The 20,973-nt window shown below is 39.6% G+C and carries 18 protein-coding genes, 1 tRNA gene and 1 CRISPR repeat array; of the genes, 6 read left to right on the top strand and 13 right to left on the bottom strand.

The features are described from left to right. Positions 1-84: 84 nt before the first annotated feature. Positions 85-160, top strand: a tRNA-Asn gene (locus tag BKG94_RS07245). Positions 161-259: 99 nt separating this feature from the next. On the opposite strand, the gene zevB is transcribed toward BKG94_RS07245, so the two are convergent. Both zevB and zevA read right to left on the bottom strand, forming a co-directional pair. After that, positions 260-1,228, bottom strand: a complete 969-nt coding sequence (gene zevB / locus BKG94_RS07240) for a zinc transporter permease subunit ZevB (RefSeq protein ID WP_077435694.1) — start codon at positions 1,226-1,228, stop codon at positions 260-262. A gap of 3 nt (positions 1,229-1,231) precedes the next feature. Next, the gene (gene zevA, locus BKG94_RS07235; RefSeq protein WP_077435692.1) at positions 1,232-1,852 is read right to left on the bottom strand and encodes a zinc transporter binding subunit ZevA; all 621 of its coding nucleotides are present in this window, start codon (positions 1,850-1,852) and stop codon (positions 1,232-1,234) included. Positions 1,853-2,192: 340 nt separating this feature from the next. On the opposite strand from zevA, the gene ettA reads away from it, so the two are divergent. Then, positions 2,193-3,863: an energy-dependent translational throttle protein EttA gene (ettA, locus tag BKG94_RS07230; protein WP_077435690.1), complete on the top strand. Its 1,671-nt coding sequence runs from the start codon at positions 2,193-2,195 to the stop codon at positions 3,861-3,863. 59 nt (positions 3,864-3,922) lie between these two features. After that, a complete protein-coding gene (locus BKG94_RS07225) occupies positions 3,923-4,264 on the top strand; it encodes a SirB2 family protein (protein WP_077435688.1) in 342 nt (113 codons plus the stop codon). A gap of 48 nt (positions 4,265-4,312) precedes the next feature. Here the strand turns inward: BKG94_RS07225 and yciH are convergent, their stop codons facing one another. From yciH to dsbC, 11 genes are all read right to left on the bottom strand, one after another. Continuing rightward, the gene (yciH, locus tag BKG94_RS07220) at positions 4,313-4,633 is read right to left on the bottom strand and encodes a stress response translation initiation inhibitor YciH (RefSeq protein WP_077435686.1); all 321 of its coding nucleotides are present in this window, start codon (positions 4,631-4,633) and stop codon (positions 4,313-4,315) included. Positions 4,634-4,639: 6 nt separating this feature from the next. Continuing rightward, positions 4,640-5,335, bottom strand: coding sequence for an orotidine-5'-phosphate decarboxylase (gene pyrF / locus BKG94_RS07215; RefSeq protein ID WP_077435684.1), 696 nt, complete (start codon positions 5,333-5,335; stop codon positions 4,640-4,642). Between the two features lie 11 nt (positions 5,336-5,346). Then, positions 5,347-6,537 (bottom strand): lipopolysaccharide assembly protein LapB, encoded by a 1,191-nt coding sequence (gene lapB, locus BKG94_RS07210; protein WP_077435682.1) that lies wholly within the window; start codon positions 6,535-6,537, stop codon positions 5,347-5,349. Next, positions 6,537-6,836 carry a LapA family protein gene (locus BKG94_RS07205; RefSeq protein ID WP_077435680.1) on the bottom strand — a complete coding sequence of 100 codons (300 nt, stop codon included), beginning with the start codon at positions 6,834-6,836 and terminating at the stop codon, positions 6,537-6,539. The genes lapB and BKG94_RS07205 overlap by 1 nt, the downstream gene beginning before the upstream one ends. Positions 6,837-6,922: 86 nt before the next feature. Next, positions 6,923-7,207 (bottom strand): integration host factor subunit beta, encoded by a 285-nt coding sequence (locus BKG94_RS07200; RefSeq protein WP_077435922.1) that lies wholly within the window; start codon positions 7,205-7,207, stop codon positions 6,923-6,925. Between the two features lie 139 nt (positions 7,208-7,346). After that, positions 7,347-8,996 (bottom strand): 30S ribosomal protein S1, encoded by a 1,650-nt coding sequence (gene rpsA, locus BKG94_RS07195; RefSeq protein WP_077435678.1) that lies wholly within the window; start codon positions 8,994-8,996, stop codon positions 7,347-7,349. A gap of 95 nt (positions 8,997-9,091) precedes the next feature. Next, on the bottom strand, positions 9,092-9,763 hold the full coding sequence (gene cmk, locus BKG94_RS07190) for a (d)CMP kinase (protein ID WP_077435676.1): 672 nt from the start codon (positions 9,761-9,763) through the stop codon (positions 9,092-9,094). A gap of 8 nt (positions 9,764-9,771) precedes the next feature. Beyond that, on the bottom strand, positions 9,772-10,461 hold the full coding sequence (gene mtnN / locus BKG94_RS07185) for a 5'-methylthioadenosine/S-adenosylhomocysteine nucleosidase (protein ID WP_077435674.1): 690 nt from the start codon (positions 10,459-10,461) through the stop codon (positions 9,772-9,774). Beyond that, the gene (locus tag BKG94_RS07180; RefSeq protein ID WP_077435672.1) at positions 10,458-11,165 is read right to left on the bottom strand and encodes a thiol:disulfide interchange protein DsbA/DsbL; all 708 of its coding nucleotides are present in this window, start codon (positions 11,163-11,165) and stop codon (positions 10,458-10,460) included. The genes mtnN and BKG94_RS07180 overlap by 4 nt, the downstream gene beginning before the upstream one ends. Continuing rightward, positions 11,158-12,885, bottom strand: a complete 1,728-nt coding sequence (gene recJ / locus BKG94_RS07175; RefSeq protein ID WP_077435670.1) for a single-stranded-DNA-specific exonuclease RecJ — start codon at positions 12,883-12,885, stop codon at positions 11,158-11,160. Before recJ ends, BKG94_RS07180 begins: the two co-directional genes overlap by 8 nt. A gap of 76 nt (positions 12,886-12,961) precedes the next feature. Beyond that, the gene (gene dsbC, locus BKG94_RS07170) at positions 12,962-13,648 is read right to left on the bottom strand and encodes a bifunctional protein-disulfide isomerase/oxidoreductase DsbC (RefSeq protein ID WP_077435668.1); all 687 of its coding nucleotides are present in this window, start codon (positions 13,646-13,648) and stop codon (positions 12,962-12,964) included. Between the two features lie 131 nt (positions 13,649-13,779). Between dsbC and prfB the strand changes: the two genes are divergently transcribed. The 3 genes from prfB to csy1 all read left to right on the top strand — a co-directional run bounded on the left by prfB (position 13,780) and on the right by csy1 (position 20,971). Next, positions 13,780-14,878, top strand: a protein-coding gene (gene prfB / locus BKG94_RS07165) for a peptide chain release factor 2 (RefSeq protein ID WP_143538918.1) whose coding sequence is annotated in 2 segments (ribosomal slippage) — positions 13,780-13,854 and positions 13,856-14,878 — 1,098 coding nt in all. Because the reading frame shifts where the segments join, the coding sequence is not laid out codon by codon here. 61 nt (positions 14,879-14,939) lie between these two features. Beyond that, positions 14,940-16,448: a lysine--tRNA ligase gene (lysS, locus tag BKG94_RS07160; protein WP_077435664.1), complete on the top strand. Its 1,509-nt coding sequence runs from the start codon at positions 14,940-14,942 to the stop codon at positions 16,446-16,448. Positions 16,449-16,622: 174 nt separating this feature from the next. Continuing rightward, a CRISPR array of direct repeats spans positions 16,623-19,410; the repeat unit is 28 nt; unit sequence CTTCACTGCCGAATAGGCAGCTTAGAAA. 217 nt (positions 19,411-19,627) lie between these two features. Continuing rightward, positions 19,628-20,971, top strand: a complete 1,344-nt coding sequence (csy1, locus tag BKG94_RS07155) for a type I-F CRISPR-associated protein Csy1 (RefSeq protein ID WP_077435662.1) — start codon at positions 19,628-19,630, stop codon at positions 20,969-20,971. Positions 20,972-20,973: the final 2 nt, after the last annotated feature.

Below are 20,973 nucleotides of genomic sequence, written 5' to 3'. Positions count from 1 at the left end.
TTTTTGAATTTTTTTATTTTACCCGTTGACAAGTGATTTCCTGATCATTAAAATGCGCGCCGATTCGTTGTGATACAGAATTATTCCTCCTTAGTTCAGTCGGTAGAACGGTGGACTGTTAATCCATATGTCGCTGGTTCAAGTCCAGCAGGAGGAGCCAATTTCTCTTTTGGTTTAGAATTTGTTTGTCTCCTTTTACGAATTCTAAATTAGCAACCAAAAGATTTTAAACCCATCGGTTTTGATGGGTTTCATTTTTTTATCTTCCAAACAGCACTGCACCGCCACTTACTTCAAGAGTCGTCCCATAAAGTAAAGTCAATGCAAAGAAAATCATAATGCAACCCGCAACAATTTTTACTATTTTTCCACTATATTGATTTAATGTTTTCGCGCCATACCACCGTCCCAACTGTATTGCCATACGCTTAGCGTAACGCACTAACACAGCAAAAAGAGAGAGCATAAGCCCTGTGCCGATTGACATTGCCAATGTGGCAAAAATGCCCCAGATGAAAAGATCCATCATATAAGCAAGGAAAAGCACAAAAATTGCGCCCGTACAAGGACGTAAACCAATACTCATAATCACCAGAAATTGACTTTTCCAAGTATTGGAGCGCTTTAATTGGGCGACATTTGGCAAATGTTGATGCCCACAAGGGCAATCCATTTTAAAAGTGCGGTTGATTTTGACCGCACTTTGTAACGGCAAATGATTCGGCTGAATAGATTTAATACGAAAAACCGCCGGCTTTCGCATTCCTTGATAAATCCAATAACAGCCTAATCCTATTAATAAAATCAATGCACTTCGTTCTAACCATAATTGGCTTAATTTGAAATAGCGAGAAGAAAGATTCAAAATCACGACAACAATAGAGGTTGCCGTAATTGCCACAATCCCCTGCATGAGCGAGGAAAGTAAGCTTAATTTCACACTTTGTTTCAGTTCGCTTTCGTGTGTGGATAAATAGCTTGCAATAATAAACTTGCCGTGTCCCGGCCCGACTGCGTGCAAGACTCCATATAGAAAACTCACCATAATTAATAGCATACCTGATGAAACAGAATGTTGCTGAATAGCATGAAGGTTTTCAGAAATCAGTTGGTTAAATGCCTGTTGCCAGGTAACCGTTTTTACAAAAAGCCAAGGAAAAAACCAAAAAATACCAAGTAGTGCTACAAGGAAGGCGATGAGCCATTTGAATGGAAAAATAGCTTTCATTATCTACTCGCATTGAATTTTGACTTTTTGGGCAAACATTACACCTAAAGAATCATCTTCATCTTTTTGTGTTTTATCTAAAGAAGCGGCGTAAGATCGTATTTTTTCATCTATATTAGGGGCCTCAATATGTCCCTTACAATTTGTCGGAAGTCCGGAAAAATCGACCGCACTTTTTTCTTCAGGATAATACATTGAAACATAGTAAGTGCGATCATAGGTCATTAGTGTAAATTCATTATTTTCTAATTGCTTAGGCTGCGCTAACAAAAAATCAAAATAATACTGAACTTTTGCGCCTTCTTTGCTTACGCCATAATTTTTCACCTGTTTTTTATATTTGATTTTATTGTTATTTCTATCGAAGAAATAACTGAAATAATGCTCATTCACTACATTATTCATCACTTCATCTACCAATTTTTGCTGCTCGGCTTCTCCCCTAGCCTGTCTCATATCGTACAATACCGCTGAAGAACTCGCTTCATCCAGCGTCCATTTCATGGAAAACCCAACCAATTGGTTTTGTTCAACCAATGGTTTAGTTTGCATTTCAATAAATGCATGAGGATGAGCGAATAGCGTCCCGGTGTAGAATAAAGAAAGGAGTAATAATTTTTTCATGTTTAGCCCTCAACGACAAAGACCGTTCATTCTAGCATAGACAAAAAAATTCTAAAAAACGTTTGTTTTATAAACAAAAACAAAGAATTCATCGAAATTTATTGACCTATATCAATAAACAATAAGATTGGATTTTATTTTTGAAGAGGTTTTATGTACTATTCACTCCGTCAAGTGATTGCTTGATATTCATAAAGTTCCTAAATAAAATAATCATAAATATAGCTAAACTACTTTCCTACCACCCTATCCGGGTGGTTTTTTTTGCCTTCTCATTAGCTTATTTGCTCAACATCAAGTAAAATGACCGCACTTTTTTAACTCGTTAGAAAGGACGATTATGTCATCACAATTTGTCTATACCATGCACCGTGTCGGGAAAGTTGTTCCCCCGAAACGGCATATTTTGAAAGATATTTCCCTGAGCTTTTTCCCAGGGGCGAAAATTGGGGTTCTCGGTTTAAACGGAGCGGGGAAATCTACCCTACTTCGCATTATGGCGGGGATTGATAAAGAAATTGAAGGGGAAGCCCGTCCACAGCCGGGAATTAAAATCGGCTATCTGCCACAAGAACCGAAACTTGAGCCACAACAAACCGTGCGTGAAGCGGTGGAAGAAGCGGTATCCGAAGTAAAAAATGCTTTGACCCGTCTTGATGAAGTTTATGCACTTTATGCCGATCCTGATGCGGATTTTGATAAACTTGCGGCAGAGCAAGCGGAATTAGAAGCCATTATTCAGGCACAGGACGGACATAATTTAGACAATCAACTTGAGCGAGCAGCCGATGCCTTACGTTTACCGGATTGGGATGCAAAAATTGAACATTTGTCTGGTGGTGAACGTCGTCGTGTAGCACTTTGCCGTTTATTGTTAGAAAAGCCCGATATGCTACTTTTAGACGAACCAACCAACCACTTAGATGCAGAATCCGTGGCGTGGTTAGAGCGTTTCCTCCATGATTACGAAGGCACCGTGGTGGCGATTACCCACGACCGTTACTTCTTGGATAATGTTGCCGGTTGGATTTTAGAGCTTGACCGTGGTGAAGGAATTCCTTGGGAAGGTAACTATTCTTCTTGGTTAGAACAAAAAGAAAAACGCCTTGCTCAAGAACAAGCAGCAGAATCTGCCCGTCAAAAATCCATTGAGAAAGAGTTGGAATGGGTTCGCCAAAATCCGAAAGGTCGCCAAGCGAAAAGCAAGGCCCGTATGGCTCGTTTTGAAGAACTCAATTCCGGCGAATATCAAAAACGCAATGAAACCAACGAACTCTTTATTCCACCTGGTCCACGCTTAGGTGATAAAGTGATCGAGGTGCAAAACCTGACCAAATCCTATGGTGATCGCACGTTAATTGATAACCTGTCTTTCTCTATTCCGAAAGGGGCGATTGTGGGGATTATCGGGGCAAACGGTGCGGGTAAATCCACCCTATTCCGTATGCTCTCAGGGCAGGAGCAACCTGATAGCGGCTCAATCACAATGGGGGAAACCGTTGTACTCGCCTCCGTAGATCAATTCCGTGATGCGATGGATGATAAAAAAACCGTGTGGGAAGAAGTGTCAAACGGGCAAGATATTCTCACGATTGGTAACTTTGAAATTCCAAGCCGTGCCTATGTGGGACGCTTCAATTTCAAAGGTGTAGATCAACAAAAACGGGTGGGCGAACTCTCCGGCGGTGAACGTGGGCGTTTACATTTAGCGAAATTACTACAAGCAGGCGGTAATGTACTCTTACTGGACGAACCGACCAATGACCTTGACGTTGAAACTTTGCGTGCTTTAGAAAATGCCATCTTGGAATTTCCGGGCTGTGCGATGGTGATCTCCCATGACCGTTGGTTCTTAGACCGTATCGCCACCCATATTTTAGATTACGGTGATGAAGGTAAAGTGACCTTCTACGAAGGCAACTTCTCCGACTACGAAGAGTGGAAAAAGAAAACCTTTGGTGCAGAAGCATTGCAGCCACATCGTATGAAATATAAACGTATTGCGAAGTAAAATGAAAAAGTGCGGTTAATTTTGACCGCACTTTTCCGCAATAAACATTTGGAGTGATTATGTTAATTTCTTTGCACGTTTTTTGTGCGTTTTTAAGTTTAGGGCTTTTGCTTATTCGTGGAATAATGCAATTAGGTGGGAAAGATTGGCGAGCCATAAAATTGTTAAAAATTTTACCGCACTTAGCGGATACACTTTTAATTGTCAGCGGTCTGACCCTATTTTTCTTATTGCCTTTTGAATTAGAAGCTTGGCTTATTGCTAAATTCTGTCTGCTCATTTTGTATGTTATCTTTTCAGCAAAATTCTTTGGCAGAAAAGTGGTGAAAGCAAATCCAATATTTCTCCTGCTTGCTCTAGTAAGCTTTATTGGTGCAATGATCGTCGCTTACATTCACTAAAATCAGATATAAAAAATCCATCTTTAATAAAGATGGATTTTTACTTTTCTAGCCGCCTACCAGTTTAACGGTAAAACCTTTTTCTTCCAGTAATCCTTTGAGCAAATCTCGTTTTTCACCTTGAATCTCAATATTACCATCTTTTACTGAGCCACCTGTACCGCAACGTTTTTTGAGAGCCGTAGCAAGTTTTTTCAATTCCTCATCCGGTAAATCCAATCCGGTAATAACAGAAACCGCAGCCCCCTTTCGGCCACTGGTTTGCCTCTGAATACGCACTATACCATCACCTTTAGGTCTTAATGGCTGTGCCTTTTCCTCTTTAATTCGCCCACTTTCCGTGGAATAAACTAAAACTGAGTCAGACATAGCTAGCTACTGTGCAATAGAAGCATTAATAGAGCGAAGGACTTCTGCCGGATTCTCTGCTTGTGTTATTGGACGTCCAATAACCAGATAATCCGAGCCGGATTTAATCGCAGCAGCCGGTGTCATCACACGGCGTTGATCACCAAAATCAGCACCAATTGGACGGATCCCAGGGGTAATTAATTTGAAATCAGCCCCACAGCTATTACGCAAAATTTCCACTTCTTGTGGTGAACAAACCACACCGTCTAATCCTGCACGCTGCGTTAAATGTGCAAGGCGTAATACTTGTTCCATCGGGGAAGCATTGATACCGATTTGAAGTAAATCTAAATCTTCCATGCTGGTTAAAACAGTCACAGCAATTAACAGTGGCGCATCTTTACCATAAGGCTCAAGAATTTTTTTCGCATCCTCCATCATTTTCAAACCGCCACTGGCGTGAACATCCACCATCCATACGCCTAAATCTGCGGCAGAACGAACTGCTCTTGCCACGGTATTTGGAATATCATGGAATTTTAGATCAAGGAAAACGTCAAAATCACGTTGATGTAACTGTTTTACAAAATTCGTTCCCAAAGTGGTAAACATTTCTTTCCCTACTTTTAAACGACATAGACTCGGATCAATTTGATCAACTAACGCAAGCGCTTCTGCTTCCGTCTCATAATCAAGTGCAACAATAACTTTGTTAGTCATAATTTTCCTCTTTAATGATGTTCTTGTGCGGATAATGGTTTGATTGTTTCCCAATGACGGCAGGACGGACAATTCCAAAGTAGTTTATGAAGTTGATAACCACAATTTGAGCAACGATAAACAGCACTCTGTCTAATACGCTCTCCTACCATTTTATGGAGTAAAATAAGGCTTTCTTTTCCTCGACCTTCTTCTGCGTCATCAATTTGATATTGGATAAAGCGATGGAAAATAAGTGTACTTGGATTTTTCGTTAATCGTTGATAAAGATTCGCTTGTGCGGCAGATTTTCCATCTTTTTCTTCAATTAATTTTGCAAGTGCCAAATCAACGCCATCATTCTTCGCGACTTGCCCTGCACGGATTAAAAATAATTCAAAATTATCAAGCTGATTTAATTCTGTATAGCAATATTTTAAAGTGGGGAGGACTTCTCCAATATAATCGGGATTTTGATAAAGCACATTTTCTAATACTTTAATTGCTTGTTGATAAGATTTTTCTGCAATATCTAAATCGGCTAATAACATTGAAGCTCTAACGCATGTTGAAGAAACTTGCAGTGCCTTTTGTAAAATATGACGTTTTTCAACCGCACTTTCAGTATTCGTACTTTGAATATATTCACAATAACATTGAGCCAGTTCAATATTATTATCTTTAGGATGAATTTTTGCTAATTTTTCAGCAATATTTACTGCTTTTTTCCACTCTTTTGTCTTTTGATAAATTAACAAAAGCTGTTGTAGTGCATTTTCAGCAAACTCTGGTTCATCTACTAATAAAATATAAAGATTTTCTGCGCGATCAAAAAAACCTATGGTCATAAAATCACGTGCAAGCTGCTGTTTAGCAAGAAGTTTTTGTTCAAAAGAATAATCCGGACTACGATCAAGCGCTTGATGAATACGTAATGCTCGATCAACTTCGCCGCGAGAACGGAATAAATTACCCAAGGTTAATTCCGCTTCAAATTGTGAACGGCTTTCTATCTCATTTTTAGCTTCTTGTTTTTGTAACATATCCAAAAACAAATCAACGGCTTTATCTGTTTGATTAGAAAGCAAAAAATTCACTCCAGTAACATAATCACGGGAGAGTTTATTGCTAATACCTTCCTGATCTTTTTTAGCACTACGCTGCCCCATATACCAACCATAAGCAGCAGCAATGGGTAAAAGCAGAAAGAGCAACTCAAGCATTATTCTGCCTTAGCCTTATCACGAGTAGTTGTTAATTCGTTAATTTGTAAAGTTTGACGTTTAATTTGACGGCTAAGAGACATGTTTTTTAGTTTCAATTTTAGGTAGAAGAAACCGGTAATAAACCAACCCAAAATTAATCCTAAACCAAATAAAATAGCGACAAGGGTTGAAAGCTGGAATTGGCTTTCGGCAAAAATATAATTGAACGTAATGACTTGATCATTATTTGCACCAATTGTAACTGCGACAAGCACAATGGCTAAAGCAATTATAAATCCTAGAATATATTTAATCATAGCAAGATCCTTTAAAAAATGTCCTCTTTATTATGCCAAAGTTTCCAATGAAAAACGACACCTAAGTGTCGCTATTTCATTTATTTCTAAGAGAATATATCTACCCGTTCTCTCAGCTCTTTACCGGCCTTAAAATGAGGTACACATTTAGCATCTAATTTTACAGAGTCCCCTGTTTTAGGGTTTCTACCCAGACGGGGTTGGCGATAATGAAGAGAAAAGCTGCCAAACCCTCGAACTTCGATACGGTTCGCCTCTTCCAAGGATTGTGCAATGAGTTCTAAAATATCTTTCACAACACCTTCAATTTCTTTTATAGATAAAGAAGGATGTTTAGCAGATAAATTCTCAATAAGTTCTGACTTAGTCATCATATTTCTCCTTTATTTCTATTATTAATATGTTTATGACAATAAGTTTTATTGATAATTCATTATGATAAATAAATTATCAATAAAACTTGAAGAAAAAGAAGGCTGGGACAACCCCAGCCTGACAGAATAAAATTAATTATTCACCTTTAGCTGCTTTGAAAGCTTCAGCCATTGCATTTGGAATAGCAACTTCTTCTTGTTTGTTATTCACATTTGCAACTGCCGCAGCTTCTTCAGCTTGAGCTTTTGCTTTTACGGATAAGTGAACAATACGGGCTTTACGATCTACACCAGTGTATTTCGCCTCAACAACATCTCCCGCAGCAACTTCATCAGTAAGATCAGCTGCACGGATATAACCTTCTGCTCCGCCTACTAATTCTACTTTAGCGCCTTTTGCATCAGCTTCAACCACAGTTGCAGAAACTACTGCACCTTTTTTGTTGATTGCAATGAAGTTATTGAATGGATCTTCTTCAAGTTGTTTGATACCTAAAGAAATACGCTCTTTAACTGCATCTACCGCTAATACTACTGCAGAAACTTCGTCACCTTTTTTGTAGTTACGAACAGCTTCTTCACCTGATACGTTCCAAGAAATATCAGATAAATGAACTAAGCCATCAATTCCGCCTTCAAGACCGATAAAGATACCGAAATCAGTGATAGATTTAATTTTACCGGTTACTTTGTCGCCTTTGTTGTGAGTTTCAGCAAATTGAGTCCATGGGTTAGGTTTGCATTGTTTTAAACCTAAAGAAATACGACGACGTTCTTCATCAATTTCCAATACCATTACCTCAACAACATCGCCTAGGCTAACTACTTTAGACGGATGAATATTTTTGTTCGTCCAATCCATTTCAGAAACGTGAACTAAACCTTCAACACCATCTAAGATCTCAACAAAGCAACCATAATCGGTTAAGTTAGTCACTTTACCAGTTAATTTGCTGTTCACCGGATGATTTTCAGCGATAGCCACCCAAGGATCTTGACCTAATTGTTTTAAGCCTAAAGATACACGGGTACGATCTTTATCAAATTTCAATACTTTAACAGTAACTTCATCACCAACATTCACGATTTCGCTTGGGTGTTTAACACGTTTCCAAGCCATATCGGTAATGTGTAGTAAACCATCAACACCGCCTAAATCAACGAATGCACCATAGTCAGTTAAATTCTTAACAATACCTTTAACTTCTGAACCTTCAACAAGGTTTTCCAACACTTGTTCACGCTCTTGGCTGTTTTCAGATTCAATGACCGCACGACGTGAAACCACGACGTTGTTACGTTTTTGATCTAATTTAATAACTTTGAATTCTAATTCTTTACCTAATAAGTGATCCGCATCACGTGCCGGACGAGTATCAACTAAAGAACCCGGTAAGAATGCACGAACACCGTTTAGCTCAACTGTGAAACCGCCTTTTACTTTACCGTTGATTAAACCGATAACAGTCGCTTTTTCTTCGTAAGCTTTTTCTAATTCAATCCAAGATTCATGACGAACCGCTTTCTCGCGAGAAAGTTTAGTTTCACCGAAACCATCTTCAACTGCATCTAATGCAACATTTACAGTATCACCAACTTGAATTTCAAGCTCGCCTTGTGCATTTAGGAACTCAGCAACCGGAATTGCAGATTCGGATTTTAAACCGGCATCAACAAGGACGAAACCTTTTTGAATAGCTACTACAGTACCGCTAACGATTGAACCTTGACGGGTTTCAAGGCCTTTTAATGATTCTTCAAAGAGTTGAGCAAAAGATTCTGACATATAAATAATCTTCTTTAAAAGTTAATAACATCCACATTTCATCCATAAGATGTGGGGTTGAGAATAAACGTCTATTCATCCTTGAATAAACAAAGTTAAGCATTTTTGCGTTGTTGAATATAGGCCATCGCCTGAGTAATGACTTCATCAATGGTCAATGTTGTGCTATCAAGCAACAACGCATCTTTAGCCGGTTTAAGGGGGGCGACCTCACGATTTCGATCGCGAAAATCCCGCTCCTTTATCTCGGCTAAAATCTGTGCAAAGTTACCACTAATTCCCTTGCTTTGCAACTGTTTATAGCGTCTTTTTGCACGTTCTTCGGCACTCGCGTCTAAAAAGAGTTTAACCTGTGCCTCAGGAAATACGACTGTTCCCATATCGCGTCCATCCGCAATGAGGTTATTATTTTTCGCAAAATCTCGCTGAAGTTGCAATAATGCGGCTCTAACTTGTGGAAAAATTGCAATCTTTGATGCGGCATCGGCGGTCTCTTGGGTGCGAATCAGATGACTCACATTTTCGCCGTTTAATAAAATATTTACTTCCCCACCTTGTGGAATAAATTGAATATCCAAATTGCGTGCCAGTTCTGCCAAAGCAAATTCATCTGATAAATCAACCGCACTTTTTATTGCCGCCAGCGCCGTGACGCGATAAATCGCCCCACTATCTAATAACGCATAACCTAATTTTTCCGCTAAAGCGTAGCACAATGTACCCTTTCCCGCCCCACTTGGCCCATCAACGGTAATAATGATTCCCATAAAAAATCCTATAACTTATCTAACATACCTAAAACTAATGCTGAAGATTGCTTCGCAGCAAGGGGTAAAAACTCCTCAAAAGACATACTTGCTTCTCCATCACCACTATCAGAAATTGCACGCACGACAACAAAAGGCACATTAAAGGCATGACACACTTGTGCTATTGCCGTTGCTTCCATTTCGACAGCTGTCACATTTGGGAAATCAGCTTTGATTTCAGCAATTTTCTCTGCACTGTTAATAAAGCTGTCACCGGAACAAATTAATCCACGTTTTACCGATTGTCCCTGCGCCTCAGCAATTTTTTGGGCAAGTTCTGCCAACTTGGCATCAGATAAAAAAGCAGCGGGATTCGATGGAAGTTGACCTTTTTCATAACCGAACGCTGTCACATCCGCATCGTGATAACGGGTTTCATCAGAAATCACAATCTCACCTACTTTTAATCCCTTTGCGACTCCACCGGCAGATCCCGTATTGATCACAATATCCGGTTTTGTTAATTGGAGTAAAACAGTCGTTCCTATTGCGGCGGCGACTTTGCCAATCCCCGACTGCAACAACGCAACGGATTTTCCATTAATTTTTCCCTCAAAAATAACCGCACTTGCGACTTTTTTTTCAATTTTATCCGTCATTAATCCCTTCAAAATTTCGACTTCTTGTGCCATTGCTCCAACAACACCGATCTTCATTTTTCTCTCTCCTTTTCCAATTTATTCACTAAATAATCTAATACTGCCACACTGTAATCATCGTTATAAAGCGTACTCGCCGTCAGCACATATTTTCCGCCAATCACCACATAGGGATAAGTAAAAACACCGTATTCTTCTGTTAATTCAATAGAATCTTTTATCTTTTCCTTTATGTCCAAAGAATTCTCAATTTTCACAAAAGCTTGTTTATCAACGCCCTGTTGCTCAAGCCATTTTAGCATTTTTGCCGAAGAGGCCAGTTCGACATAACGTGATTTTTCTGCGGTTTCAAACAATAACACATCAGATAGCTCCCCCGCTTTTAATGCTTTTAATGTGTAGAATATCTTCGCACTAAATTGATTTTCTGTAGTTGCCACCGGATATTGTTCCAAAACAATTTTATCGGGCCGCATTTGACCATAAAATTCCAAAATATCTTGTGCAGATGAGCACACCCGACAATCATAATCAAAAAAGAATTGAATACGGATTTTCTTATCTGCACGCAAAGGATGGGTTACCGGTTCTTTATAGGAAAAATAATCACGCCCATCTTCAAATCTTAATGTATTTGCAGAAGGCAAGTGCGGTTGATTTTGTATAGAGAAATCTTTCGGGTTCGTTTCTGCGAAAGCAAATTGTGTTGCAATAGCAAATAACGCAAGACTCCCCCATCGCCACTTTATTATTTTACTCATCTATTGGTTCAATATGATCTACTAATAACTGGATATTACGATTACCACGAAACTCATTTATGTCCAATTTATAGGCCAGACGAGCCTGTTTAATGGATAAATCAGGATATAATCGGGTATCAATATTAAAAGCAACGGCATCCAAAAGCGGACCGCCCAACTTCGGTTCAACTAACATTTTTAAATGATTTTGCCCCTGCCCAATTGCCCGTTGATCCAAAATTTTAAATTCACCGTCAAAGCAAGGTTCTGGGAATGCCTGCCCCCAAGGCCCCGCATTTTTTAACAATTCAGCCGTTTCAAGCGTGAATTCATGCGAGCCTAATTCACCATCTGTCCAAATAATGCCTTGTAAATGCGCGTCATCCAACCATTCGAATACCGTTTGATTAAAAATTTGTTGAAATTGCGTCAAACATTCTTCACGAATGCTTAACCCTGCTGCCATCGCATGTCCGCCAAATTTTAAGATCATATCGGGATATTGAGAATGAATTCGTTCTAACAGATCCCGAATATGCACTCCCTCAATAGAGCGGGCTGAACCTTTCAATACGCCTTTTTCATCTTGTGCAAAAGCAATAACCGGACGATGGTACTGATCTTTAATACGGGACGAAATAATCCCTAGCACACCTTGGTGCCAATCCGCTTGATAAAGCACAATACCGCTTGGTAATTCGTTGAAAAGTGCGGTGAGATTTCGGCAAATTTCCAATGCTTCAAATTTCATTCCCGCTTCAATTTCTTTGCGCGTTTGATTCAGCTGATCCAGTTCTAAGGCGAGTTCACGCGCAGGTTGCATTTCTTCCGCAAGCAACAATTCCACACCAAGAGACATATTATCCAATCGTCCTGCCGCATTTAAACGTGGTCCAATGGAAAAACCAAGATCACTTGCCGAAAACTGCTCAATATTACGATTTGCCACTTCCGCTAAAGCAATAATGCCCGGTCGGCAATGTTTAGCACGAATTCGCATTAACCCCTGATAAGCCAAAATACGATTATTCTGATCAAGCGGCACGACATCAGCAATAGTACCAAGTGCTACAAGATCAAGTAATTCCGTAAAGTTAGGTTGATTTTCCGCAGTAAAAATCCCTAGATCACGAAATCTAGCCCGTACCGCCAGCATTAAATAAAATGCGACCCCCACGCCGGCCAAGGATTTTGAAGGAAAACCGCATTGATTTAAGTTCGGGTTCACAATGGCATCTGCCGGTGGCAAAGTATCTGAAGGTAAATGGTGATCCGTCACCAATACACGGATACCTTTTTCCTTTAAAAAAGCAATTCCTTCAAAAGAAGATACACCGTTATCCACCGTCATTAGCAATTGAACACCTTTTTCAATCGCCATTTCCGCCACGGGAATACTCAAACCATAACCTTGTTCAAAGCGATTCGGCACTAAATAATCGATATTTGTAAAACCAAGCTGACGAAGAGCCAATACCGCTAATGCCGTACTGGTTGCACCGTCTGCATCAAAATCACCTACAATGACAATTTTTTGTTGCGTTTGGTAAGCCGATACCAACAGTGATACCGCTTGAGTAATACCGTGAAGTTGATTCGGATTCAGCATAGATTTTAAAGTGCGGTCCAATTCTTTCGTATTTTTAATATGGCGGGCACGATAGAGACGATCCAGTAAGGGGTGTTCGGTAACAGAACCTCCAACCGGAATTTCACGGCGTTTAATGAGTTTATTCATAATTCATAAGTAAAGAGCTGTTAAACCAACAGCTCTTTTATAAAACATAATATCGTTTTTGTTTATCGCTAAATGATTATTCGCTTTCTTTCAAGGCAGCCAATAGATCCGCCGGTTTTAAATATCCACCGATGATCTCTCCACTTGATGTGATAACACTCGGAGTTCCGGTTACGCCAAATTGAATACCTAACTCGTAGTGTTTTTTCACAATATTAGGCGTTTTAACTTCTTTTGGCGGTCTGCCATTTTCAGCTTCATTTAAAGCAAAAACAGGATCTTTGGCTGTCCAAATAGCTTCCATTTGTTTTGCCGTTTCACTTCTCATTCCGTTACGAGGGAAAGCTAAATAACGCACGGTAATACCAAGATCATTATATTCTTTTAATTGTTGATGTAATAAATGACAGTAGTGGCAAGTAATGTCCATAAATACCGTGACGACATACTTTTCATTTTTTGCCGGATAAACAATCATTTCATTTTTGTAGGAATTAAGTTTATCCATCAATAATTTACCTACCACATCAACAGGACCTTTATTGGTTAATTCATAAAGTTTTCCCTGAAAGGCATATTTGCCGTCTTCCGTGACATAAATAATCCCCTCATCAGTTACAGCTGTTTTAATACCACTGATAGGAGAATTTTTAATATCCACATTTTTCGCACCAAGTGCTTGTAATTTACTTTTGATAGCTGAATCATCTGCCATTGCATTTGCTGCCATTGCGCATAAAAGTGCGGTTAAAAATTTTTTCATTTTTCATTCCTAAATTTGCTAAATAAGCGGATTTGGAATTATAGATAAATTACCAATTTCTGCAACCCTAGCTACCCAAAAATAAGAAAATAGCATATAATTCGGTAGTTTATAGTTAAAGCAAATTGATTATGTTTGAAATAAACCCTGTGAAAAATAAAATCGCTGATCTTTCCGACCGCACTTCTGTGCTTCGGGGGTATCTTTGACTTCGACACTAAAGTCGAACGTTTAGAAGAAGTCAATGCGGAATTAGAACAGCCCGAAGTATGGAATGATCCGGATAAAGCACAATCCTTAGGAAAAGAGCGAGTTTCCCTTGAACAAGTGGTCAATACCATCAAAAATCTGGAGCAAGGCTTGGAAGATGTGGACGGCTTACTTGAACTTGCGGTAGAAGCTGAAGATGAAGACACCTTTAACGAAGCCGTCGCAGAATTAGAAACACTCGAAACACAACTGGCACAATTGGAATTTCGTCGTATGTTCAGTGGCGAACACGATGCATCCGATTGTTATGTGGATTTACAAGCCGGTTCCGGTGGCACGGAGGCACAGGATTGGACTGAAATGTTATTGCGTATGTATTTACGTTGGGCGGAAAGCAAAGGCTTTAAAACGGAATTAATGGAAGTTTCCGATGGCGATGTCGCCGGTTTAAAATCTGCAACCATTAAAATTAGCGGTGAATATGCCTTCGGTTGGTTACGTACAGAAACCGGTATTCACCGTTTGGTACGAAAAAGCCCGTTTGATTCCAATAACCGCCGCCATACCTCTTTCAGTGCCGTATTCGTTTATCCTGAAGTTGATGATAATATCGATATAGAAATCAACCCTGCAGATCTACGTATTGACGTTTATCGTGCTTCCGGTGCGGGTGGTCAGCACGTTAATAAAACCGAAAGTGCGGTGCGAATTACTCATATGCCAAGCGGTATTGTGGTGCAATGTCAAAATGATCGTTCTCAACACAAAAATAAAGATCAGGCAATGAAGCAATTAAAAGCGAAATTGTATGAACTAGAGCTGCAAAAGAAAAATGCCGATAAACAAGCCATGGAAGACAATAAATCCGACATCGGCTGGGGCAGCCAAATTCGTTCTTATGTGCTGGACGATTCACGCATCAAAGATTTGCGTACCGGTATTGAAAATCGCAACACTCAAGCCGTACTTGACGGCGATTTGGATCGTTTTATTGAAGCCAGTTTGAAAGCCGGACTATAAAGTGCGGTCATTTTCCACTAAGTTTTACAACCCAATTCTCACTATCAAAAGGTAAAGAAAAATGTCAGAACAAGAAATAAAAGAACTCGATCTCAATGGAGAAATGCTCGTTCGCCGTGAAAAATTAGCCGCCTTACGCGCTAAAGGTAATGCTTTTCCGAACCAATTCCGCCGCGATTCTCTTGCACAAGATTTACATAATCAATACCAACAAGAAGAAAGCGAAACATTAAAAGAAAAAAATGTTGTAACTGCGGTAGCCGGTCGTATTATGACCCGCCGTGCAATGGGTAAAGCAACCTTTATCACATTACAGGACATGAGCGGTAAAATTCAGCTTTATATAGCTCGTGATAATCTGTCGGAAGGCGTATATAAAGACGAAGTTAGCCAATGGGATTTAGGCGATATTGTCGGTGTTAAAGGAACATTATTTAAAACCAAAACCGGAGAACTTACCGTTAAAGCAACCGAAGTTCAACTATTAACCAAAGCACTTCGCCCCTTGCCGGATAAATTCCACGGCTTAACCGACCAAGAAATGCGTTATCGTCAACGTTATTTGGATTTAATTTCTAATGAAGAATCCCGCCGTACTTTTATCATTAGATCAAAAGTCGTTGCAGGAATTCGTGAATATTTCATTTCAAAAGGATTTATGGAAGTCGAAACCCCAATGCTACAAGCCATCCCGGGTGGTGCGTCTGCACGTCCTTTCGTTACCCATCATAATGCCCTTGATGTGGATATGTATCTGCGTATTGCACCGGAACTTTACTTAAAACGTTTAGTTGTAGGTGGTTTTGAACGCGTATTTGAATTAAACCGTAACTTCCGCAATGAAGGGGTTTCCGTTCGTCATAACCCTGAGTTTACGATGTTGGAATACTATCAAGCCTATGCGGACTATCACGATTTAATGGATAATACTGAAGAACTATTACGCAAACTAGCCATTGATATTCTTGGTACGACCATTGTGAAATACGGTGAATACGAATTTGATTTTGGTAAACCATTCGAACGCATTACCCTGCATGACGCAACTATCAAATACGGCGCAAATAAAGGCATTGTTAAAGAAGACTTATACGATTTCGATCGTGCCAAAGCTACCGCCGAACGGTTAGGCATTGAAGTGCAAAAATCTTGGGGATTAGGTAGCATTGTAAACGCTATTTTTGAAGAAGTAGCAGAACACCATTTAATTCAACCGACATTCTTAATGGCTCATCCGGCAGAAATTTCACCGCTTGCCCGTCGCAACGATGAAAACCCGGAGGTTACTGACCGTTTTGAACTATTCATCGGTGGACGTGAAATCGGTAATGGTTTTTCAGAATTAAACGATGCGGAAGACCAAAATGAACGCTTTGACGCACAAGTTGCGGCAAAAGAAGCCGGAGATGATGAAGCGATGTTTAAAGATGAAGACTTTGTAGTTGCACTTGAACACGGATTACCACCAACTGCCGGTGAAGGCCTAGGAATTGATCGCCTTGCAATGCTTTATGCAAATGCACCGTCTATCCGTGATGTAATTCTCTTTCCCGCCATGCGACAAAGATAAACCAATTAATCTAAATAAAGGAAGCCACTTGGCTTCCTTTTCCCCCCTTTATTTTTCCCTTACAAAATAAACAAATAAAAACAATAAGTTATATATAGCCTCAAAATTTTCCTTTTACTACTAAATTTTTTAGAGAATCCTTTATTTGTCTGCATTTTTCATCTAAAATCTCTACTTCACTGCCGAATAGGCAGCTTAGAAATTGATAAGGGATACCTAACAATAAACGCATTACTTCACTGCCGAATAGGCAGCTTAGAAATTGATTCACAGGGCAAGATGTTACCTATGATTCTTCACTGCCGAATAGGCAGCTTAGAAAATCACTGACTTTTTCAATACAAATTGGATATACTTCACTGCCGAATAGGCAGCTTAGAAATTACTTGAAAAACTCACTGGCAATCTTAAAGACTTCACTGCCGAATAGGCAGCTTAGAAAAACGAAAACCCGGCAAGCCCTGCGCCGAAAATCTTCACTGCCGAATAGGCAGCTTAGAAAAGACTTCTCAAGTAAAATGACTTTTTCAGCAACTTCACTGCCGAATAGGCAGCTTAGAAAACATTAAAGGCTAAAGACACCATGGCATCATACTTCACTGCCGAATAGGCAGCTTAGAAAACGCATAATCGGTAAGCTAAGAGTGATGATTTCTTCACTGCCGAATAGGCAGCTTAGAAATATCTTAGCTTGAAAAAATTGTTTTACCACATCTTCACTGCCGAATAGGCAGCTTAGAAACAGTTAAACGGCAAAGGGTCGAATAACTAAAACTTCACTGCCGAATAGGCAGCTTAGAAAAAAACGGTTCTCACATAGTGGGGATTTCTTATCTTCACTGCCGAATAGGCAGCTTAGAAATATGATAATATGCGTTAAGATAGTACAAATAACTTCACTGCCGAATAGGCAGCTTAGAAATTGCGATGTTGGAATTAATGGCGGAAAGCGGTCTTCACTGCCGAATAGGCAGCTTAGAAAATAGGCATAAGCCCTTGAACAAAGTTATTGATCTTCACTGCCGAATAGGCAGCTTAGAAAATAACGCTAATCCACTTATTCAATCTGTTAAACTTCACTGCCGAATAGGCAGCTTAGAAATCGATGAAACACGTATGCTGAAATACGTAGATCTTCACTGCCGAATAGGCAGCTTAGAAATCAAGCATCGGGAGGGCTACATAAACATCCGGCTTCACTGCCGAATAGGCAGCTTAGAAATAATCAAGAACAATTAGGAAAAAAAGAAGTTACTTCACTGCCGAATAGGCAGCTTAGAAATAGCAATAACCTCCCTCACTTACCAATTGAAACTTCACTGCCGAATAGGCAGCTTAGAAATCGATAATCAGGGTTTACCTCTTCGCCTGATTCTTCACTGCCGAATAGGCAGCTTAGAAAAACCGTACAACTGGCAACCACTTTGTCTGAAACTTCACTGCCGAATAGGCAGCTTAGAAAGTAAACCCCTTGCAAACGAGATTTCACATTAGCTTCACTGCCGAATAGGCAGCTTAGAAAAACTCACACAAACACTGAAAGGCGCAATCTATCTTCACTGCCGAATAGGCAGCTTAGAAAATTTACCCACTTTGTCACAGCCTGTTGACTTGCTTCACTGCCGAATAGGCAGCTTAGAAAAACCACCAAATTCGGGAATATACAATAGAGATCTTCACTGCCGAATAGGCAGCTTAGAAAACAATCAATCCCACAACCACATCAATCATTCGCTTCACTGCCGAATAGGCAGCTTAGAAATTATTGCATCGCCGTATTGGCTAAATATTCACCTTCACTGCCGAATAGGCAGCTTAGAAAAACAGAATTGCGACCGGATGTGGATTGGGCAACTTCACTGCCGAATAGGCAGCTTAGAAAGTTTTAACGAGATGATGAACCGCTTGCGTGGCCTTCACTGCCGAATAGGCAGCTTAGAAAATTTTTTCTAAGATAAAAGTCTTTAATTTACTCTTCACTGCCGAATAGACAGCTTAGAAAACATTCGCAAGGTTCGCCTTTCAATTCTACTTCTTCACTGCCGAATAGGCAGCTTAGAAATTTTATTACGCTCCGTGCCGGCACAACAAAAACTTCACTGCCGAATAGGCAGCTTAGAAAATTTCGAGTTCCGCCACACGGTCGTGCAAAGACTTCACTGCCGAATAGGCAGCTTAGAAACCAAAGGTAAACACATTCCGCAGTTGCCATTTCTTCACTGCCGAATAGGCAGCTTAGAAAGATATTAATCGTAATCCTTATGTTCGCAAGCTCTTCACTGCCGAATAGGCAGCTTAGAAATTATTTGAACGGTGATGAAGCGGAATGTGCTGCTTCACTGCCGAATAGGCAGCTTAGAAAGCTTTTTATCTGCGATAGGTAGCTCGCCTGCCTTCACTGCCGAATAGGCAGCTTAGAAAATTTACCCACAAGGATAATTATGGCTTCACAACTTCACTGCCGAATAGGCAGCTTAGAAATTGTGCGGCATTAATTGTAATTTGAACATTCACTTCACTGCCGAATAGGCAGCTTAGAAATCCTGATTGTTCATCGGTGTAACTAAATGACACTTCACTGCCGAATAGGCAGCTTAGAAACTACCCGCCCCTCAAGTTGAACATTACTAAAATCTTCCCTGCCGAATAGGCAGCTTAGAAAAGCACCTTGGCAACATCGCGTGCTTGGCTTGGCTTCACTGCCGAATAGGCAGCTTAGAAATTGACAAAAACCGCTACAACCGTTTCATTTAACTTCACTGCCGAATAGGCAGCTTAGAAATCTACTCTCTCCCCGGCTGCCTGATTCAAGGCCTTCACTGCCGAATAGGCAGCTTAGAAAATTTGCCGGCGTTCTTTGGCTCGAACGGTGTTCTTCACTGCCGAATAGGCAGCTTAGAAAATAAGTTTTGCCTGAACCGCTCGGACCTGTTACTTCACTGCCGAATAGGCAGCTTAGAAAATCAAATTATTTTTTCATTATTTAAGAGGGTATTTCACCGCTGAGTTAGCAGTTAGCTGTCTATCCAAATAGACATGTTTTCATTATCAAATGGGCTGATTTTCTATAAAATCTAAATAATTTTGTGATAAGTATCACAATTCTAAAACTTTTCAATTGACTATTTTCAAACCTAAAATAAAATTTTATTAAATAAAAAAAACATTGGACAAAAACCATGATAAACAAAACATCAATAATAAAAGCAATTAAGCAATTTCTTGTTGAGCAAAATTTAAAAAAATCAGGAAATGATAGGAAAAAATTAGAAAATACCAATATTTCAACAACTGAGAAAGAAGAGCTATTGAGAAAAATTGCCGAATATGATGAGAAATATCATTTTAATATTTGGGTTCCAAATGCCGCTCTTGTTTTAGCAAAACAGCTTTATTTTGGCACTCATATTTCTCGTGGAATTCACTCATCTTCAAAAGGGGATAATGTTAATTTTCAACCTGATTCAGCACTCCCTTCAAAATTTGTCGGTTCACAATCCATATCTAAGTTAGAACTTGATGCAAACGGTAATGCTGCGGCCCTCCCTTTAGCCAGTTTCTTCAATATTATCATTGATGAGGAAAAAGGCACGTCACTTAAAGCACTGTTACTTGCTGATGATCCTTGCCTTGAAGGCTGTTTTGCCGATACTCCGGAGTTATCAGAACAGTATAAAATGAATTTTCAAAAAGCATTAAAAGGCGATTTAACCAAACCGAGTACCGATGAGCGTAATAAACAACTTTTATGGCCGAATAATCCCATTCCTCAAGAGGATGATTATACGTGCTTAATTCCATTACACCCATCATCATTAACCCATAACTTCTATTATAAAATCAATCAATTACGCTATTCTGACAGTAACAAACAGGCATTATCTAACCGTAAAAAAGATGTAGCTCAGTTTTCTTATACATCGCTACAAAATATCGGAGTAACCGTATTGGGAGGAACAAAGCCCCAAAATGTTAGCCAACTTACGAGTATCCAGGGCGGGCGAAATTACCTACTTTCTTCACTTCCTCCCATCTTTAAATCACAAGAAAAAATACGTTTAACAAAAAAACAAACCACAATTTTTAATCATAGTTTGGCTTATGCCTGTCGAGAAGGGTTAAACATGTTATATGAAGTCATTGAGGCAGAAAAAAATATCTATCCGGAGAGAGATAAACGTAAGTCTGCTTTGGAGTTGATCACCCACACCGTTTTAATGCAAGCAAGGCTTATTCAACATAGCTATCCTAGTGGCTGGAGTAAAAATTATCAGCTTAATGAATACCAAAAATATTGGCTTGATCCATACCGTGCAAAACTTGATGACGAAGATTATTTTAGACATAACCTGGAACAAAATCATTGGGCTGCTGAAATTATCCGTCAATTTTCCCTGTGGATTAATGCTTGCCTAAAACGACGTTTTAAATCAATTCAACAGGATTTTGCAATGCCAGAATATAACCAATGGTTCAGAGACATGGAAAAAGCGATAGCCACACAAGCCCAGTTAAATAAATAAGG

It is taken from the genome of Rodentibacter ratti (assembly GCF_002000485.1).
Classification (GTDB): Bacteria; Pseudomonadota; Gammaproteobacteria; order Enterobacterales; family Pasteurellaceae; genus Rodentibacter; species Rodentibacter ratti.
This window is presented reverse-complemented; position numbering and strand designations above follow the sequence as displayed.

Coding starts and splice junctions, on each gene's coding strand:
- zevB (WP_077435694.1), bottom strand. CDS start 1,228: ATGAAAGCTATTTTTCCATTCAAATGGCTCATCGCCTTCCTTGTAGCA.
- zevA (WP_077435692.1), bottom strand. CDS start 1,852: ATGAAAAAATTATTACTCCTTTCTTTATTCTACACCGGGACGCTATTC.
- ettA (WP_077435690.1), top strand. CDS start 2,193: ATGTCATCACAATTTGTCTATACCATGCACCGTGTCGGGAAAGTTGTT.
- BKG94_RS07225 (WP_077435688.1), top strand. CDS start 3,923: ATGTTAATTTCTTTGCACGTTTTTTGTGCGTTTTTAAGTTTAGGGCTT.
- yciH (WP_077435686.1), bottom strand. CDS start 4,633: ATGTCTGACTCAGTTTTAGTTTATTCCACGGAAAGTGGGCGAATTAAA.
- pyrF (WP_077435684.1), bottom strand. CDS start 5,335: ATGACTAACAAAGTTATTGTTGCACTTGATTATGAGACGGAAGCAGAA.
- lapB (WP_077435682.1), bottom strand. CDS start 6,537: ATGCTTGAGTTGCTCTTTCTGCTTTTACCCATTGCTGCTGCTTATGGT.
- BKG94_RS07205 (WP_077435680.1), bottom strand. CDS start 6,836: ATGATTAAATATATTCTAGGATTTATAATTGCTTTAGCCATTGTGCTT.
- BKG94_RS07200 (WP_077435922.1), bottom strand. CDS start 7,207: ATGACTAAGTCAGAACTTATTGAGAATTTATCTGCTAAACATCCTTCT.
- rpsA (WP_077435678.1), bottom strand. CDS start 8,996: ATGTCAGAATCTTTTGCTCAACTCTTTGAAGAATCATTAAAAGGCCTT.
- cmk (WP_077435676.1), bottom strand. CDS start 9,763: ATGGGAATCATTATTACCGTTGATGGGCCAAGTGGGGCGGGAAAGGGT.
- mtnN (WP_077435674.1), bottom strand. CDS start 10,461: ATGAAGATCGGTGTTGTTGGAGCAATGGCACAAGAAGTCGAAATTTTG.
- BKG94_RS07180 (WP_077435672.1), bottom strand. CDS start 11,165: ATGAGTAAAATAATAAAGTGGCGATGGGGGAGTCTTGCGTTATTTGCT.
- recJ (WP_077435670.1), bottom strand. CDS start 12,885: ATGAATAAACTCATTAAACGCCGTGAAATTCCGGTTGGAGGTTCTGTT.
- dsbC (WP_077435668.1), bottom strand. CDS start 13,648: ATGAAAAAATTTTTAACCGCACTTTTATGCGCAATGGCAGCAAATGCA.
- lysS (WP_077435664.1), top strand. CDS start 14,940: ATGTCAGAACAAGAAATAAAAGAACTCGATCTCAATGGAGAAATGCTC.
- csy1 (WP_077435662.1), top strand. CDS start 19,628: ATGATAAACAAAACATCAATAATAAAAGCAATTAAGCAATTTCTTGTT.